At 71.5% G+C, this 16,295-nt stretch carries 14 protein-coding genes; 4 read left to right on the forward strand and 10 right to left on the reverse strand.

The window, feature by feature from the left end; all coding sequences use genetic code 11:
- Nucleotides 1-56: 56 nt before the first annotated feature.
- From AB0I72_RS13275 to deoC, 3 genes are read right to left on the reverse strand one after another with little or no spacing between them, the layout of a single operon-like run.
- Entirely contained in the window at nt 57-1,127 is a 1,071-nt protein-coding gene (locus AB0I72_RS13275; protein ID WP_358566919.1) for an aldehyde dehydrogenase family protein, read from the reverse strand.
- Nucleotides 1,120-2,550, reverse strand: a complete 1,431-nt coding sequence (locus tag AB0I72_RS13280; RefSeq protein WP_358566921.1) for an aldehyde dehydrogenase family protein — start codon at nt 2,548-2,550, stop codon at nt 1,120-1,122. Before AB0I72_RS13280 ends, AB0I72_RS13275 begins: the two co-directional genes overlap by 8 nt.
- 4 nt (nt 2,551-2,554) lie before the next feature.
- Nucleotides 2,555-3,622, reverse strand: coding sequence for a deoxyribose-phosphate aldolase (gene deoC, locus AB0I72_RS13285; RefSeq protein ID WP_358566922.1), 1,068 nt, complete (start codon nt 3,620-3,622; stop codon nt 2,555-2,557).
- A 618-nt stretch (nt 3,623-4,240) separates the two neighbouring features.
- Here deoC and AB0I72_RS13290 point away from each other — a divergent pair.
- Nucleotides 4,241-4,936 carry a hypothetical protein gene (locus AB0I72_RS13290; protein WP_358566924.1) on the forward strand — a complete coding sequence of 232 codons (696 nt, stop codon included), beginning with the start codon at nt 4,241-4,243 and terminating at the stop codon, nt 4,934-4,936.
- 982 nt (nt 4,937-5,918) lie between these two features.
- On the opposite strand, the gene AB0I72_RS13295 is transcribed toward AB0I72_RS13290, so the two are convergent.
- The 5 genes from AB0I72_RS13295 to AB0I72_RS13315 form a co-directional block, all read right to left on the reverse strand.
- Nucleotides 5,919-7,052, reverse strand: coding sequence for a heparan-alpha-glucosaminide N-acetyltransferase domain-containing protein (locus tag AB0I72_RS13295; protein ID WP_358566927.1), 1,134 nt, complete (start codon nt 7,050-7,052; stop codon nt 5,919-5,921).
- Nucleotides 7,053-7,062: 10 nt separating this feature from the next.
- A complete protein-coding gene (locus AB0I72_RS13300; RefSeq protein WP_358566930.1) occupies nt 7,063-9,048 on the reverse strand; it encodes an acetoacetate--CoA ligase in 1,986 nt (661 codons plus the stop codon).
- 212 nt (nt 9,049-9,260) lie between these two features.
- Nucleotides 9,261-9,935: an HAD family hydrolase gene (locus AB0I72_RS13305; protein WP_358566933.1), complete on the reverse strand. Its 675-nt coding sequence runs from the start codon at nt 9,933-9,935 to the stop codon at nt 9,261-9,263.
- Between the two features lie 59 nt (nt 9,936-9,994).
- Nucleotides 9,995-10,597, reverse strand: a complete 603-nt coding sequence (locus tag AB0I72_RS13310) for a DUF4126 domain-containing protein (protein ID WP_358566936.1) — start codon at nt 10,595-10,597, stop codon at nt 9,995-9,997.
- Between the two features lie 108 nt (nt 10,598-10,705).
- A complete protein-coding gene (locus tag AB0I72_RS13315; protein ID WP_358566939.1) occupies nt 10,706-11,779 on the reverse strand; it encodes a hypothetical protein in 1,074 nt (357 codons plus the stop codon).
- A 266-nt stretch (nt 11,780-12,045) separates the two neighbouring features.
- Here AB0I72_RS13315 and AB0I72_RS13320 point away from each other — a divergent pair, with 266 nt between their 5' ends.
- A complete protein-coding gene (locus tag AB0I72_RS13320; protein ID WP_358566941.1) occupies nt 12,046-12,336 on the forward strand; it encodes a metal-sensitive transcriptional regulator in 291 nt (96 codons plus the stop codon).
- A 4-nt stretch (nt 12,337-12,340) separates the two neighbouring features.
- On the opposite strand, the gene AB0I72_RS13325 is transcribed toward AB0I72_RS13320, so the two are convergent.
- A complete protein-coding gene (locus tag AB0I72_RS13325; RefSeq protein ID WP_358566944.1) occupies nt 12,341-13,717 on the reverse strand; it encodes an NAD(P)/FAD-dependent oxidoreductase in 1,377 nt (458 codons plus the stop codon).
- A gap of 265 nt (nt 13,718-13,982) precedes the next feature.
- Here AB0I72_RS13325 and AB0I72_RS13330 point away from each other — a divergent pair, with 265 nt between their 5' ends.
- Complete coding sequence (locus AB0I72_RS13330) at nt 13,983-14,402, forward strand: hypothetical protein (RefSeq protein ID WP_358566947.1); 420 nt, start codon at nt 13,983-13,985, stop codon at nt 14,400-14,402.
- A gap of 87 nt (nt 14,403-14,489) precedes the next feature.
- Nucleotides 14,490-15,515, forward strand: coding sequence for an alpha/beta hydrolase (locus AB0I72_RS13335; protein ID WP_358566950.1), 1,026 nt, complete (start codon nt 14,490-14,492; stop codon nt 15,513-15,515).
- A gap of 45 nt (nt 15,516-15,560) precedes the next feature.
- On the opposite strand, the gene AB0I72_RS13340 is transcribed toward AB0I72_RS13335, so the two are convergent.
- The gene (locus tag AB0I72_RS13340) at nt 15,561-16,181 is read right to left on the reverse strand and encodes a TetR/AcrR family transcriptional regulator (RefSeq protein WP_358566953.1); all 621 of its coding nucleotides are present in this window, start codon (nt 16,179-16,181) and stop codon (nt 15,561-15,563) included.
- Between the last annotated feature and the right edge of the window lie 114 nt (nt 16,182-16,295).

Genomic DNA, 16,295 nt, shown 5'->3' on the forward strand with positions numbered 1-16,295 from the left:
CGCCGTGTCGGATCGGGACCCGGCCGGGTCCCGATCCGACAGTGTTGCATCCTGGGTCACACCCCGATCGGGTGCCAGACCGTCTTGGTCTCCAGGAACGGCGTCATGCGCGCGGTGCCGGGGTCGGGGTCGAGCCAGACGTCCTCTCCCCCGTCGGAGCCGGGACCGGGACGCAGCACCCGGGTGAGGGTGCTGGCCGCGGCCTCCTCGAACTCCGCCGCCAGCGCTCCGGCGCCGGTGAGGTCGAGGGCGTTGACGTCGGCGTGCGAGGCGAGGTGGGGGCCGATCTCCGGCACCCGTCCGGTGAGCAGGTTGACCACGCCGCCGGGCACGTCCGAGGTGGCCAGCACCTCGGCCAGGTCGACCGCCGCCAGAGGCGCACCCTCGGAGGCGACCACGACCGCGGTGTTGCCGGTCGCGATGACCGGGGCCAGCACGGAGGTCAGCCCGAGCAGCGGGGCGTCCTGCGGTGCGAACACCGCCACCACGCCGGTGGGCTCGGGGGCGGAGTGGTTGTAGTACGGGCCGGAGACCGGGTTGGACCCGCCCAGCACCTGGGCGACCTTGTCGGTCCAGCCCGCGTAGTAGACCCACCGGTCGATCGCGGCCGAGACCACCTGGTCGGCGGCTGCCCGGGACAGGCCCTGGGCACGCTCGGCGCCCGCGACGAACTGGTCGCGGCGGCCCTCCAGGACCTCGGCGACGCGGTAGAGGATCTGCCCGCGGTTGTAGGCCGTCCGCGACGACCAGCCGCCGAACGCCTTGCGCGCGGCCACGACCGCCTCGCGGGCGTCCTTGCGGGAGGCGAGGGAGGCGTTGGCGAGGTGGTCGCCGTCGGCGGAGATCACGGGGTAGCACCTGCCCGATTCCGAACGCGGGAACGCCCCGCCCAGGTAGAGCTTGTACGTCTTGCGGACCGCCAGGCGCGCGGGCGGCGCCGTGTCGGGTCGAGGCGTGTCGGGCTGGGCCGTGTCGGGCCGGGCGGTGTCGGGCTGGGGCGCTTCAGGCCGGGCCGCGTCGGACCGGCCCTTTCCGCCCTGGCCGATTTTGCTCTGCTTGGCCTGCTTGGCCTGCTTCGCCTGCTTGGCCTGCCCGGCCTGCTGGGACTGTTGAGCCTTCTTAGCCAAGGTAGGCCTCCAATCCGTGCCGCCCGCCCTCGCGGCCGTAGCCCGACTCCTTGTAGCCGCCGAAGGGGCTGGTCGGGTCGAACTTGTTGAACGTGTTGGACCAGATGACGCCCGCGCGCAGGCGCTCAGCCGTCCACAGCATGCGCGAGCCCTTCTCGGTCCACACCCCCGCCGACAGCCCGTAGGGGGTGTTGTTGGCCTTGGTCACCGCCTCCTCCGGGGTCCGGAAGGTGAGCACGGACAGCACGGGGCCGAAGATCTCCTCGCGGGCGACCCGGTGTGCCTGGCTGACGCCGGTGAGGACCGTGGGGGCGAACCAGTAGCCGGACGACGGCAGGTCGCAGGACGGCGACCAGCGTTCGACTCCCTCTTCCGCGCCCGAGTCGGTCAGCTCCCGGATCCGCTCCAGCTGGGCGGCGGAGTTGATCGCGCCGATGTCGGTGTTCTTGTCGAGCGGGTCGCCGAGGCGGAGCTTGGCGATCCGGTCCTTGAGTCGGGGCAGCAGCTCGTCGGCGATCGACTCCTGGACGAGGAGGCGCGAACCCGCGCAGCACACGTGGCCCTGGTTGAAGAAGATGCCGGAGACGATGCCCTCGACCGCCTGGTCGACGGCGGCGTCGTCGTAGACGATGTTGGCGCCCTTGCCGCCCAGTTCGAGGGTCAGGCGCTTGTCGGTGCCGGCGACCGAGCGCGCGATCTGGCGGCCGACCTCGGTGGAGCCGGTGAAGGCGACCTTGTCGGTGCCGGGGTGCTCCACGAGGGCGCGGCCGGTCTCACCCGCGCCGGTGACGATGTTGACCACACCCGGCGGCAGGTCCGCCTCCTGGCAGATCTCCGCGAAGACGAGCGCGGTCAGCGGCGTGGTCTCGGCGGGCTTGAGGACGACGGTGTTGCCGGTGGCCAGCGCCGGGGCGATCTTCCACGCCAGCATGAGCAGCGGGAAGTTCCACGGGATGACCTGGGCGGCCACACCGAGCGGGCGCGGGTCGGGCCCCAGTCCGGCGTGGGCGAGCTTGTCGGCCCAGCCCGCGTAGTAGAAGAAGTGCGCGGCGACGAGGGGCAGGTCGACGTCGCGGGTCTCCTTGATCGGCTTGCCGTTGTCCAGGGACTCCAGGACGGCCAGCTCACGGGAACGCTCCTGGATCACCCGGGCGATCCGGAAGAGGTACTTGCCGCGTTCGGCGCCGGACATCCGGCTCCACACGGTGTCGTACGCGCGGCGGGCGGCGGCGACGGCACGGTCGACGTCGGACGCGCCCGCGACGGTGAAACGGGCGAGCTCGGTCTCGTCGGCCGGGTTGACGGTGGACATCTGGTCCCCGTCCTTCCCGGGGGTGAACTCACCGTCGATGAACAGGTCGTAGGTCTCGCGCAGACGGACGACGGAGCGGGACTCCGGTGCGGGCGCGTAGTCGAAGATCACGGCTCTAGTCCAGCGTGTAGTAGTCGGGGCCCGGGTAGGTGCCGGTGCTGAGCCTGGTGCGCTGCATGAGCAGGTCGTTCAGCAGGCTGGAGGCACCGATGCGGAAGAGGTCCGGGGTCAGCCAGTCGGGACCGGCGACCTCGTTGACCATCACCAGTTGGCGGATGGCGTCCTTGGCGGTGCGGATGCCGCCCGCGGGCTTGACGCCGACGCGTGTGCCGGTGGCGGCGTGGTGGTCGCGCACGGCCTCCAGCATGACGAGGACCACGGGAGGCGTGGCCGCCGGGGACACCTTGCCGGTCGAGGTCTTGATGAAGTCGGCGCCGGCGCGGATCGCCAGGTGGGAGGCGCGGCGCACGTTGTCGTAGGTGACCAGTTCGCCGGTCTCCAGGATGACCTTCAGGTGCGCGGTACCGCAGGCCTCCTTGACCGCGACGATCTCGTCGTACACCTTCAGGTAGTCGCCGGAGAGGAAGGCGCCGCGGTCGATGACCATGTCGATCTCGGTGGCGCCGTCCTCGACGGCGCGGCGCGTGTCGGCGAGCTTGACCTCCAGGGGCGCGCGCCCGGCCGGGAAGGCGGTGGCGACGGAGGCGACGCCGATGCCGGTTCGGGTGGCGGTGGAGGTGGTGGTGGTGTTGGTGCCGGTGGAGGTGGTGCCGGTGGTGGCGGTGGAGTTGGTGGTGTTGGTGCCAGTGGTGGCGGTGGCGGTTCCGGTGGTGGCACCGATGCCGCGCAGGGCCTCGACCGCGGTGGCGACCCGGTCGGGGTAGACGCACACGGCCCCCACCTGGGGCACGGTACGGTCGGTGGGGTCGGGGAGGGCGGCCTTGGCGCACAGGGCGCGCACCTTGCCAGGCGTGTCGGCGCCCTCCAGGGTGGTCAGGTCCACCATCCGGATGGCCAGGTCGATGGCCTCCCGTTTGGCGGTGGTCTTGATGGACCGGGTGGACAGGTCCTGAGCGCGAGAGCGCGCACCGACCTCGTCGACGCCCGGGAGTCCGTGCAGGAAGACCCGGAGCGCGCGGTTGGTCGTGGCCTCGGGCGCGAATGCGGTGTGGGGCACGGGCACCTACAGCTCGATCAGCGTGATGGAACGTGATGGGTTCTGACGCGGCTTGCTCCGCTGTGGCCAGCGGAAACGGCCGCTTCGGCACGGTACGAGGATGCCGTTCGAGAGCACCGTCCGGGCCGTCAGGCAGTCACCCTAACCCTGGGGTGGACGGCCGTCAGTACCCGTGTCGACCGCGCCGCCGAAGGTTGGAGGAGCATCCAATCAGACAAGGGTGGACTATTGGGATGTTCATCCAACTTGGCCGCGAAAACCCCCATAAATCGCCCTCTGATCTGGGTGGCTCCAGAGGTGATGAAGATGTCCGGTCTAGACCGGACTGTGCCCTCCGGGGGGTTGAGGGTGAGGGGGTGAGGGGGGTCGGTCGGTCCGGGCCGGACTTCGCCCTCCGGGAGGTTGAGGAGGGTCGGTCGGTCCAGGCTGGACTTTTCCCGCATTCCGGGCGGGCAAACGGCGTGCCGTCGGACGGCGTGCTGTCGGACTGACGGACTGCGCGCCGTCGGACGGCGTACTGTCGGCATGCTGGACGGCCGTACTGCCGCGCTGCCGGACTGGAGGCAGACATGACCCCGTCCGTCCACCGTGCTGCCCCTCCGGGAGGCTGACTACCCTGTGGGCATGGCGGAGTTCCGGATCAGCAGTGATGACCAGGTCGACCTGCGCAAGCTGGCGGCGGCCCTGGTGGAGTCCCAGGGCTGGGCGCGCGAGGAGGTCAGCATCTGGGACACGCGTCGGGGCGAGGTGATCGTGACCGTCGACGACGCGCTGCTGCGCGGCCCCCAGAAGGACCCGCTCAACCGCCCTCGGCACACCCCGCACGACGTTCACGAGGCGTGCGAGTGGCTGCGGCGCGAGGATCCGTCGCTGCGCCGGGTCGACTTCGCCGCGCTGCGCGAGGAGACCGCCCGGTACTTCTCGGCCGGGTGGACGCTCGCCGACGTCCGGCACGCTCTGACCCATCGCCCCGACCATGTGCCGTGGCAGCAGGGCCCCCAGGACACCGAGTGGCTGCGTACCCGGCTGAAGGCCTGGCGCACCCCGAACGGCGACATCCGCCCCTCGAAGTCCCAGGAATCGGCGCAGCTGCGGGTGATCAGCCGCGCCGGGCTGCCGATGGACATCGGTCTGCCCGAGGACGCCGAGGTCGCCCGACCGGTCGCGCGCCCGGAGGTGGCGCGGTCGGCCGCCGACGACGCGCGGCGGTTGATCCAACAGAACACCCGCACCACCACGAACTCGCTCGCCCACCGGGACCGCACGGCGGAGCACATCACCCGCCCAGACCGGGAGAACCGGGAGAGCGGCCCCAGGTAGGGGGAGCGGCCCCGGGTGGCGGGGGGAGCAGACTCGGGTAGTGAGGGAGAGCGGCCCCGGGTGGCGAGGGAGAGCAGCCCCGGGTGGCGGGGGGAGCAGACTCGGGTGGCGAGGGAGAGCAGCCCCGGGTGGCGGGAGAGATGAGCGTCGGCGGGCGTTCGAGGGGCTGAGCCGGACAGGGAGGCTTTCCGTAACTCCTGGGGTGACTGGGGTGGTCGGGTGTCCCCAGCCCCCTGGGGTGCTGTAGCCGGTCGGGTGTCCGTCCGACCCCCTGTGGTGGGGCGGGCGGGGAGGCTTCCGTGAACCCCTGGGGTGACCGGGGCGGTCAGGTGTCCCTAGCCCCCTGTGGTGCTGTAGTGGTCGTGCCGTCCCCAGCCTCCTGGGGTGCCGTAGCGGTCGGGTGTCCGTCCGACCCCCTGTGGTGGGGCGGGCGGGGAGGCTTCCGTGAACCCCCTGGGGTGGCCGGGGTGGTCGGGTGTCCCCAGCCCCCTGTGGTGCCGTAGCGGTCATGCCGTCCCCACCCCCCTGTGGTGGCCGGGACGGTCACGTGTCCCCAGCCCCCTCCGGTGACCGGCGTGTGGACTTGTGTGGGGCCTGGGGCCGGTGGTCCCTGAACCGTCCACCCCCCGCTCCTGGGGCCGGGGGTGTCATCACTTCGGAATCACGTTTCCACGTGGTGGCCGTGTCCTGCATATCTGTGGAGGGCAGAGGGTGACCATAGGTGAGGGACCTCGCCCTCCGGAACGAATTCGCTACGCGAACACGCCCTCCGGGTCGAGCCACACCCCCAGTGGTGACCGGGATAGCACGAGACCAACCCCAACCCCCTACGGACCCGAGAACCGGTCGACCCAACCCCCCTTTGGCGAGTCGGGGCGGTCACGGTTTCCGACCAACCCCCCTGCGGCTGGGCGACCGGGGGCGGTCACCCCAACCCCCTTCGGTAAGCGGGGCGGTCACGTTTCCGCCTGCGGCTGGGTGGTCAGTTGCGGGCTCGGGCCTCTTCCACGGTTGCGGTCACCCCGTCGGCGATCGCGCCCAGGAGGGACTCCAGGGGGCCGCGGCCCACCGCGACCCGCCACAGGACGGCGAACCCGATCGCACCCAGGACGAACCCCTCCAGCAGCCACGGGCTCCGCCACCCCTGGGTCGACAGGCCCATGACGACGGCGATCGCGAACAGGTGCCCCGAGTACACGGTCAGCGGCATCCGGCCGACGGAGGAGAGCGGGTACATCAGCCAGCGGGCGCGCTCGGCCAGCCACACGCAGGCCACCAGGACGATCAGCGCCTGACCCACCGCCTGCGCGATCTCGAAGGTCGTCCCGGTGTGCGGCGTGCCCACGGCGAGCCACCACCAGCTGTCCGTGGGGACCTGTCCCGAGACGGAGTACATCTCGTTCTCGATCCCGGCCCGCAGGGCGGGATCGACCGACGTGAGCAGGAGCCAGGAGCCCCCGTAGGCGAACACGCTGAGGCCCGCGCCCAGCGCGAGCAGGCGGAGGCGCACGGCGGTCGCCGTCAGGTCCATCCGCCCGACCGCCATGCCCGCGTACACGAAGGCCATGAACGTGATCGCCGGGTAGTAGCCGGTGAGGAAGAACTCCGTCACCGAACCGAGGGAGGACAGGCGGGGTTCGGGCACGCCCATGGCGGAGCGCAGGGCGAAGGAGACCGCCGGACCCGCGACGGCGAGCACGCCCGCCACGGCCCACAGGGCTCCGGCGCGCAGCCGCGCGAAGGGCAGTGCGAGGAGGAAGAAGCCCGCGTAGTAGGTGAGGATGATCGCGACGGGCACGGACATCAGGTCGAGGAAGACGCCCAGCAGGCCGATCACCACGGCGCGGGTGATGATTCGGACCGCGGGCGCGTCGCCGCGGCCGGTCATGAACGCGAGGGAGAGACCGGCCAGGAGAGCGAAGAGCGCGGACGAGTTGCCGCGCACGAGGGTGTGCAGGGCGGTGGCCCCGTCCTCGGGCAACAGCCCGATGGAGGCCACACCCAGGTGCACGGTGAACATGCCGAACACGGCGAGCGCCCGGGCGGCGTCGACGCCGTCGATCCGGGGGCGGGAGACCGTGGCTCTGGGGCTGTCGTCAGATAGGTTCTGTGCCACGTTCGTCAGGCTATGTCCCCCGCTGTTCGGACAGTCGGGTGAAGTAGTCGAGCGCTTCGGGATTGGCCAGGGAGTCCCGGCTCACGACCCGTTCGGGACTCTCCCCCATCAGGATCCGCTTGACCGGAACCTCCAGGACCTTGCCGGACAGGGTACGGGGGACGGCGCTGATCGCGCGTACCCGGTCGGGCACGTGCCGGGGCGAGCAGTCGGTGCGCACCCGCCGCGCGATCTCCCTGGGCAGGTCGCCCTCCAGGTCGGCGCCGGGCCGCAGGACGGTGAACAGCTCGATCTTCGACGATCCGTCCTTCTGGGGCACGTCCACGACGAGCGCGTCGACGATCTCGTCGAGGGCGAGGACGGCGCGGTAGATCTCGCTGGTCCCCATGCGCACGCCGCCGCGGTTGATGGTCGAGTCCGACCGGCCGTAGATGATCGCGGTGCCCCGGTCGGTGATCTCGATCCAGTCGCCGTGCCGCCAGATCCCCGGGTAGACGGAGAAGTAGCTGTCCCGCAGGCGCTCTCCGTCGGGGTCGCCCCAGAAGTACACCGGCATCGACGGGGCGGGCTGGGTGACCACCAGCTCCCCCACCTCTCCGACGAGTTCCTTGCCGTCCGGATCCCAGGAGGCCACGGCCATGCCCAGGCCGCGGGACTGGATCTCACCCTCGTAGACGGGCAGGGTGGGGGTTCCGCCCACCAGGCAGCTGCACACGTCCGTGCCGCCGCTGGTGGAGAACAGCCACAGGCCGTCGCCGAACTCGTCGTACACCCACGAGAACGCCTCCGGGCTGAGCGGGGAGCCGGTGGAGCCGATCGCGCGGAGGGCGGACAGGCCGCGTCCACGTCGGGGACGCACGCCCTCCTTCATGCAGGACGACAGGAAGCCCGCGCTGGTGCCGAAGATCGTGATGCCCGCACGCTCGGCCAGGTCCCAGAGCGTGTCCAGGCCGGGCGCGGCGGGGCTGCCGTCGTACAGGACGATGGAGGCCTTCGTCAGCAGGACGCTGGCCAGGAAGTTCCACATCATCCAGCCGGTGGTGGTGAACCAGAAGACCCGGTCGTCCTCACGGGCGTCGAGGTGGAGGTGGAGGTTCTTGAGCTGTTCGAGGAGGATGCCGCCGTGGCCGTGCACGATGGCCTTGGGCAGCCCGGTGGTGCCGGAGGAGTAGAGCACCCAGAGGGGGTGGTCGAAGGGGACGGGGGTGAACTCCAGCTCGGACGCGTCCTCTTCCAGGGCGCTCCAGGGCTCGGCACCCTCCAGCTCGGCGCCGGGGGCGAGGTAGTCGAGCAGCACGGTGTGCTCGACGGTGGGCAGGGCCTCGCGCAGCTCCGCGACGACGGGACGCCGGTCGAAGTCCTTGCCCCCGTACCGGTAGCCGTCCACGGCCAGGAGCACCTTCGGCTCGATCTGCGCGAACCGGTCGATGACGCTCCGCACGCCGAAGTCGGGCGAGCACGACGACCACACCGCGCCGAGCGAGGCGACCGCGTAGAAGGCCGCGACGGTCTCGGGCAGGTTGGGCAGGTAGGCGACCACCCGGTCGCCCGGCCCGACGCCGCGCGCCCGGAGTCCGGCGGCGATCGCGGCGGTGCGTCGGCGCAGTTCGCCCCACGTCCACTCGCCGAGGGGGCGCAGTTCGGTGGCGTGGCGGATCGCGATCGCGTCGTCGTCGCGGCCCTCGAAGATGTGCCGGGCGTAGTTGAGGGTGGCGCCGGGGAACCAGCGCGCGCCCGGCATGACCCGCTCGGGCAGGACGGTCTCGTGGGGGGTCTCGGAGCGGACGCCGTAGTACTCCCAGATCGCCGCCCAGAAGTCCTCGATGTCGGTGACCGACCAGCGCCACAGTGCGTCGTAGTCGAACGTCTCGGGGGCGGACGTGCCGCGCACCCCCTTGTGTTCCGCGGCCCAGCGGGCGAACGCGACGATGTTCGAGGAGCCGACCGTGGCCTCGTCCGGCTCCCAGAGCACACGGGGCACGCTGCTCTCCGTCATTGGCCAGCCTTCCCAGTCGCATGGATGTGAGACCCATATAACACCACCGGGTGGCGGCGGCCCCGACCCGCCCTCGGCCTAGGGAACGCAGGTCACGTCGGGCGTGTGCGCGGTGTGCAGGGTCCACCCTCGCGGGGTGGGCGGGGGGTGGGACCGCCACGTTGACACGAATGGAGAGACCGTGTGATGGGATGACCTGACGTAACGGTGGGTCAGACTCCGCGCAGGGCCGCGACGGCGGCGAGCGGGGAGTCGACCACCGGGGCTCCGGTCGCCTCCAGGCGCTCACGGGCCATGAGCCCGCTGGCGACGAGCAGCGCGTTGGCGCCCGCCTCGTGGGCCGCGCGCGCGTCGTCGTCGATGTCCCCGACGAGCACGACCTTGGCGGGGTCGATCCCCTGCTCGTCGAGGTGGTGGACGAGGTGCTCGGCCTTGGAGTCCTTCACGGTCGCGAACCGGCGTCCGTCGACCCGGGTGAAGTGCCCGTCGAGCCCGCGCTCGGCGATGAGCGGGACGAGGTGGTCGTGGGAGGCCATGGACAGCAGCGACTGGGTGCCGCCCGCGCCCGTCCACTCGTGCAGCACGTCCGGCACGCCGCCGGCCAGCGCGCAGCCGGGCAGGTGTTCGAGGTAGCTGCGGTCGTAGAGCACCTCGGCCTCCTCCCACTCGCCGTCCTCGAAGGGACGGCCCAGGAGGTCCTCGTAGCAGGGGATGAGGGGCCGCCGGAACACGGAGCGCCAGTACTCCATCTCCACCGGCGCGCGGCCGAACCGGGCGCACACGGCGTTCACCGCGGCGAGGTTGGCGTGGTTGTCGTCCAGGAGGGTGCCGTTCCAGTCCCAGACGATGTGGGTGATGTCGCGTCGGTCAAAAGTCGTCTCAGCCATTGAGAGCACCTTATGGGCACCCGGACCGAACCGGAATGCGTCGTTCGCCACGCCGCCGGTCAGGCCGTGTTCGATGCGGCGTCGCGCGCCTGGCGACGCCTGCGCCGGACCGCCCAGACCCCGGTCAGGACCAGGAGCGGGAACACGACGAGGACCAGGATCGGGACGAGGACGGCGAGGATCGCGGTGGCGACGCTGACGACGTCCTCGACCACGGAGACGACCGGGCCGCCGACCCCGCCGGTCAGGGTGTTCACCACCGGGCGGGACGCGGCCTTGAGGACGTGGAGGACGAGGGCGACCACCACGCCCGCCAGGACCGAGCTCCAGTCGACGCCGTCTCCGGCGGCGGTGGCGGACAGGTCGGACAGCTCGACGGAGGCGGCGCCCGCGCCGAAGGTGATGCCGCCGGAGGAGGGGCGGACCACGGTCTGGACGGCGTCGTTGAGGCTGTCGAGGACGGGGACCTTGTCGGCGACCAACTCGACCGCCAGGAGCACCGTGAGGCAGATGAGGGTGACGGGGTGCTCCAGCCACGACCACGTGGAACCGAGGGGGACGAGGTCGGTGAAGCGCGCGAGGAGGCCGACCACGAGGAGGGGGATGTAGGCGTTCAGGCCCGCCGCCGAGGACAGCCCCAGGCCGGTGAGGGTGGCGATCATGCGTCTCCTTCGTGTCTCCATGACGGAGGGGACGTGCCGTGGCACGCCCCCTCGTGACGCCGGTGTACACGTGTTGACGCACGCGCGCGGCCCTGGGTTTCGCCCCGGTCAGGCTCGGCGCCTACGGGCCGCGATCAGCGCGGTGACGCCGGTCGCGACGACGACCAGACCGGCGATCACCATGGCGGCGATCCCGCTGCCGGTGAGCGCCAGGCGATCGGAGACACCGCCCTCCTCGATGATGGCGTCGCCGTGGATGTCGAACGCACCGCCGGTCCGTTCGGAGTCGAACGCCGTCTGGCCCTCTTCGTGCGAGAGGCGGTGGAAGTCATACGGCTCGGGCGTCGGTGACGGATTCGGGGTGGGTTCGGGCGTTGGCGTGGGATCCGGGGACGGTTCCGGGCTCGGGGACGGGTCGAGCGGGGCGCAGTCCATCGTCACATCGCCCAGGACCAGGTCGAACAGCGTCACCGTCGATCCGACGGGTTCCCCGGACTCGTCGAGCGTCTGGGCGGTGGCCGACAGGTCGAGCTCGGCGTGGCCCCGGCTCCCCACGGCCTCCTGGATCTGCTGGGTGGTCACGAGGACCCGGACGCCCGAGGTGCCCGGGCCGTAGTCACCCGCGAAGTCGAGGGCGGTCGTCTGCGACGCCTGGGACACCGGGACCGACTGCCCGAAGACCGTGGCGGCGACCGCGCTCGTCAGAAAGATGGGGTCGTGGGGAAAGGCGCAGGTGACGCTGTTCTGCCAGGTGGCGACGTCCAGGACCGTGGTCAGTCCGCCGGTGCCGGGGGTCCCCTCGTTCACGATGACCTGGGCCGGACCCGACGTTCCCACCGGCTCCGGGACCGACAGCTCCGTGAACGCCCCGTCCGCCCGCGCCCGGGCGGTCGACGGGTCCAGCGTGGTCGCGACGGCGGCCGTCCCCGTCGCGGAGGGGACGTTCGGCGCGATCTCCGACGCCGGGGCCGTGGCGGTGTTCCACTCCGCCGAGTCGTCGGCGCCGCTGACCTCGACCACACCACGGGTACCGGAGACGGCCCCGGCGCCGTAGACGGCCGGATCCAGCGTGAGCCGGGCCCACGTGCTCGACGCGTGAGGGGTCGCGGGCTGGGCCTCGGCGCCCCGCATGTCGACCGTGGCGCCGACGACCACCCCGGACGCCGTCAGCACGGATGCCACGGCCACCGCGCCCGTCCGGGCCCTTCCCACCAGAGCATCACGAATCGTATTCAATTCATCACCCTATGAAGTCGCACCTGGCCAGACCGTCCAACGGTAGCCATCGGGCGCACCCCGCCCTCCGGGGCGAGGCGACGACACGCGCCAAGATCGTGCAAACTTCAAGGGCTGCACAGCGGAGGAACGCACCACCGGACCCACGTCGTTGAATACCACGTGGGGGTATGATGATCGCATCTGAACAGGGACGACACGGAAACGGCGACATGGCGGCAACGCACGGCTACAGCAACGACAAGCAGAGTCACATCAACCGACTGCGCCGCATCGAGGGTCAGATCCGCGGCCTCCAGCGCATGGTCGAGGACGACCAGTACTGCATCGACATCCTGACCCAGACCTCGGCGGTCAACAAGGCGCTCCGCTCCTTCGCCCTGGCCATGCTCGACGAGCACCTCAAGCACTGCGTCGCCCACGCCGTCGCCAGCGGCGGCGACGAGGCCGACGAGAAGGTCCGCGAGGCCTCCGACGCGATCGCCCGCCTCGTCCGGTCCTGACCCCTCAGTCGTCGCCGTAACGGGCGCGCAGGTTCTCCATCAGCCGGGCGCCCTCCTTGCGGGAGCCGTCCGCGTCCAGGTAGTCCACCGCCTCCTTGTCCACGAACGACGACGGCCTGCCGTCATCGGCGAATCCCAGCCGTGAGACCTCGCCCCCGGTGAACGCGCGGATCGCCCAGTTGGCCACGATCCGCGCCCGGGCCGGGGTGGACGGCACGGCCGCCAGGTGGTAGCCGCGGGTGGCCGCCAGCGCGGGCAGACCGCTCAGGTCGAACCTGAGCACCCGGGCCAACGCCTCCCTGCCGCTCAGGTCCACGACCAGACCCATGTCGCGGTGTCGGAACTCGTTCATCGGCCGCCCCAGGATGGAGGCGACCACGTTGTCGGCGACGGTGGCCGCCTGGCGGCTCGCGTACTGGGCGGTCGGGGGGCAGTAGCCGCCCTCCCCGGCGGCCAGGTCGGGTACGGACGCCGCGTCGCCGAGCGCGAACACCTCGTCCAGCCCCGGGACGCGCAGGTCGGCGCCGACCTCCAGCCGCCCGCGCCGGGTCGGCTTGTCGAGGGTCTCCATGAGCGGGCTCGGCGCGACGCCCGCCGTCCAGATGAGCGTGCGGCAGGGCAGGACCCGCCCGTCGGTCAGCACCACCTTGTCGGGTCCGACCTCGCGGACGCTCACCTTGAGCTTGACCTCGATCCCCATGCCCCGCAGCATGTCGAGCGCCTTGCGGCCGAGCCGCTCGCCCAGCTCGGGCAGGACCGCGGGTGCGATGTCGACGAGGTGCCAGTGGATCGCGGAGCGCAGCTCGGGGTAGCGCCGGGCCGTCTCCTCGGTGAGCCGCAGCAACGAGGCCGCGGTCTCCACGCCGGTGTAGCCGCCCCCGACCACGATGAACCGGCACCGCTCCTCGCGCTCGATCGGGTCGCGGCTGTCGTTGGCCAGTTCCAGCTGGGAGAGGACGTGGTCGCGCAGGAGCACGGCCTCTGCGAGGGTCTTGGCCCCGTAGGCGTGTTCGGTCAGTCCGGGGATGTCGAAGGAGCGGGTGAGCCCGCCCGGCGCGAGGACGAGGCGGTCGTAGGGGCAGGGTGTGAGCTCGCCGCTCGAACGGCGCACGACGACGGTCCTGTCCTGGGTGTCGACCCCCACCGCGTGACCGGGCACGAGCCTGGTGTCGCGGGTGAGCCGGTGCACCGACATCGCGACCGACTGGGGTGTGAGCAGTCCGGACGCCACCTGGGGCAGCAGCGGGCTGTAGAGCATGTAGTCGTGCGGTGCGACGAGGGCGATGTCGGCCATCCCCCTCGGAATCCGACGTTCGAGGTGGCGCAGGGCGTGGATCCCACCGAAACCCGCTCCGACCACCACGATGCGAGGCCGAGACATCTGTTCACCGTTCCTTCTTCGCGTCCGGTCGCCAGCGAACGCGGCGTACCCGTCCGGGGGTGCCCGTACGGCACTCCGGCGGGTTCCCACACGAGAGGTTTGCGTGGCTTTGGCTGCGGTTGTCCGCGACCGCGAAAGCCATACGGGCCCTTCAGAGCCACGTAACCCACGCATGACCACACAAGACGGACACTAGATAACTGTGTGTGGCAATGCGACTACAGAATGCGTTGTCACGTGAAACCGAAAGGAGCAGGGAACGCGTATGCGTGCGTTCACGAAGATCGCCGCCGCCTCGGCGCTCGCCGGAGGGCTGACCGTCACCGGGGTCGGAAGCGCCCTCGCACAGCCTCCGGACGACCCGGTGGCGACCGTGGAGGAAGCCACCGAGGGGGTGACCGAGACCGTGGAGGAAGCGACCGGGAACATCCCCGAGCTGCCGCCCGAGGCCACGGCCCTGCTCCAGGACCCGGCGGTCGCCGAGCTCCTGTCCAACCCGGACGTGGTCCGGCTGCTGAGCAACCCCGACGCGCTGGCGATCATCGAGCAGCTGCTCGCGACGGCCGACCCGCTCGGGACCCTTCAGGCGGTCGACCTCGGTGCCGTCCAGGGCGCGACCGAGTCGATCGCGGGGGTCACCGACCCGGTGGGGGGCGTCACCACCCCGGGCAACGGCGTGCTCTAGGCCTCCGCCACCTCGCACACCCCCCGGGGCCGACCGCCCCGGGGGGTGTCGCACGACACCGACGACATCTCCACGGGGGACACAGCGATGGCAGACAAGAGAATCGTGCTCGAGAGCGCGGCACGCGAGTTCGCGGAGGCCCATCACAGGGAGCCGTACATCGAGCAGCTTCCGGTGAGCGAGGGTCGCGAGGTCCTGGAGAGGGAGCAGAGCGGCTACGGGGTGATGAAACCCGACGTCGTCTCCGAGTGGGCCACGATCTCGGGCGGTCCGACCGGCCAGGTGTCGGTCCGCATCGTCCGGCCGGAGGGCGCCACCGGCGTGCTCCCCGTGATCCTGTACCTCCACGGGTTCGGGTGGGTCTACGGCAGCTCCCGCACCCACGACCGCCTCGTCCGGGAGCTGGCCACCCGCACCGGGGCCGCGGTGGCCTTCCCCGAGTACGACCGCTCGCCCGAGGCGAAGTACCCCACCGCGATCGAGCAGATCTACACCGTCGCGCGGTGGGTGACGCGCCACGGCGCCGACAAGGGGCTGGACGCCCAGCGGATCGCCGTCTGCGGTGACGGCGTGGGCGGCACCATGGCGACCGCGCTGACCCTCATGGCCAAGGAGCGCGGCGACGTGCGCCTGCGCGGGCAGGCGCTGTTCTACCCGGTGACCGACGCCGACTTCGACCGCGACTCCTACCGCGAGTTCGCCACCGGCTACCTCCTGACGCGCGACCAGATGATGTGGTTCTGGGACCAGTACACCCAGGATCCGGGGCAGCGCGCCGAGATCACCGCGTCGCCGCTGCGCGCGTCGGTCGACCAGCTGCGCGACCTGCCGCCCGCGCTGGTCATCACCACCGAGGCGAACGTGCTGCGGGACGAGGGCGAGGCCTACGCCGACAAGCTGCGCGAGGCGGGGGTCGCGGTGACGGCGGTGCGCTTCCAGGGCATGATCCAGGACTTCATGATGGTGGACGCCCTGCGCGACACCCAGGCCAACCGGGGTGCGCTCGTGCTCGCCGCGCACTTCCTCGGCGAGGTGCTGGAGACCACGGCCGCCGTGCCGCGGCAGCGCGCCGAGAGCCGCCGGGCGGCGCCCTCCCGGCCGATGGGATCGTGACGGACTCGGCGGGGCCGTGGGGAACGCGTTCCCCACGGCCCCGCCTCATGCGCTCTCCCCGAACGCGGAGGGGCGAGCGGTCTCCGGCAACGGGGGTTCGGGCACGGTGAGCGCGGCCGAGCCCATGGCCAGCAGCAGCTCCGCCATCCGGTCGCGCGGCAGGTCGCCCCGGCTGTGCGGGGTCGAGTTGAGCAGACCGAAGACGGCGTGGACCGCGGCGCGCAGGGTGACCCGCGAGGCCGTGGGGCGCAGGGCCGCCAGGACGTCGACCCACGTCTCCACATAGCCGCGCTGCAGTCGGCGCACCCGGCGGCGGTCCGCCTCGGTGAGGTTGCCCAACTCCCGGTCGTGGACGGTGATGAGGGCGGGTTCGTCCAGGGCGAAGGCGATGTGGCCGCGCAGCAGCAGCTCCAGGGCCTCCTCGGGGCCGGCGGCGCGCGCCACGAGGCCGGCGCCCCGGTGGGCCAGCCGCTCGCTGACGTCGACGAGGACCTCGCCGAGCAGAGCCTCCTTGCCCGGGAAGTGCCGGTACAGCGCGGGTCCGCTGGTGCCCACGGCCCGGCCGAGTTCGTCGATGGTCACACCGCGGTAGCCGTGCGCGGCGAAGAGTTCGGCCGCCGCGCCCAGGATCGCGGTCCGGCGTTCGATCGTCGGCTTCGGCCCCATCCACCCCGCCTCTCGTCGACTCCGGGACGGCGCGCCGCCCCGGCTCTGGACACCTATGTTAGTAGTTACTAACATCACAAGCGTTAGTGAGCATTAACATCCCTCCACGAGAGG

Origin of the sequence: Nocardiopsis sp. NPDC049922 (assembly GCF_040660275.1) — a bacterium.
In the GTDB taxonomy this organism is placed as follows: domain Bacteria; phylum Actinomycetota; class Actinomycetes; order Streptosporangiales; family Streptosporangiaceae; genus Nocardiopsis.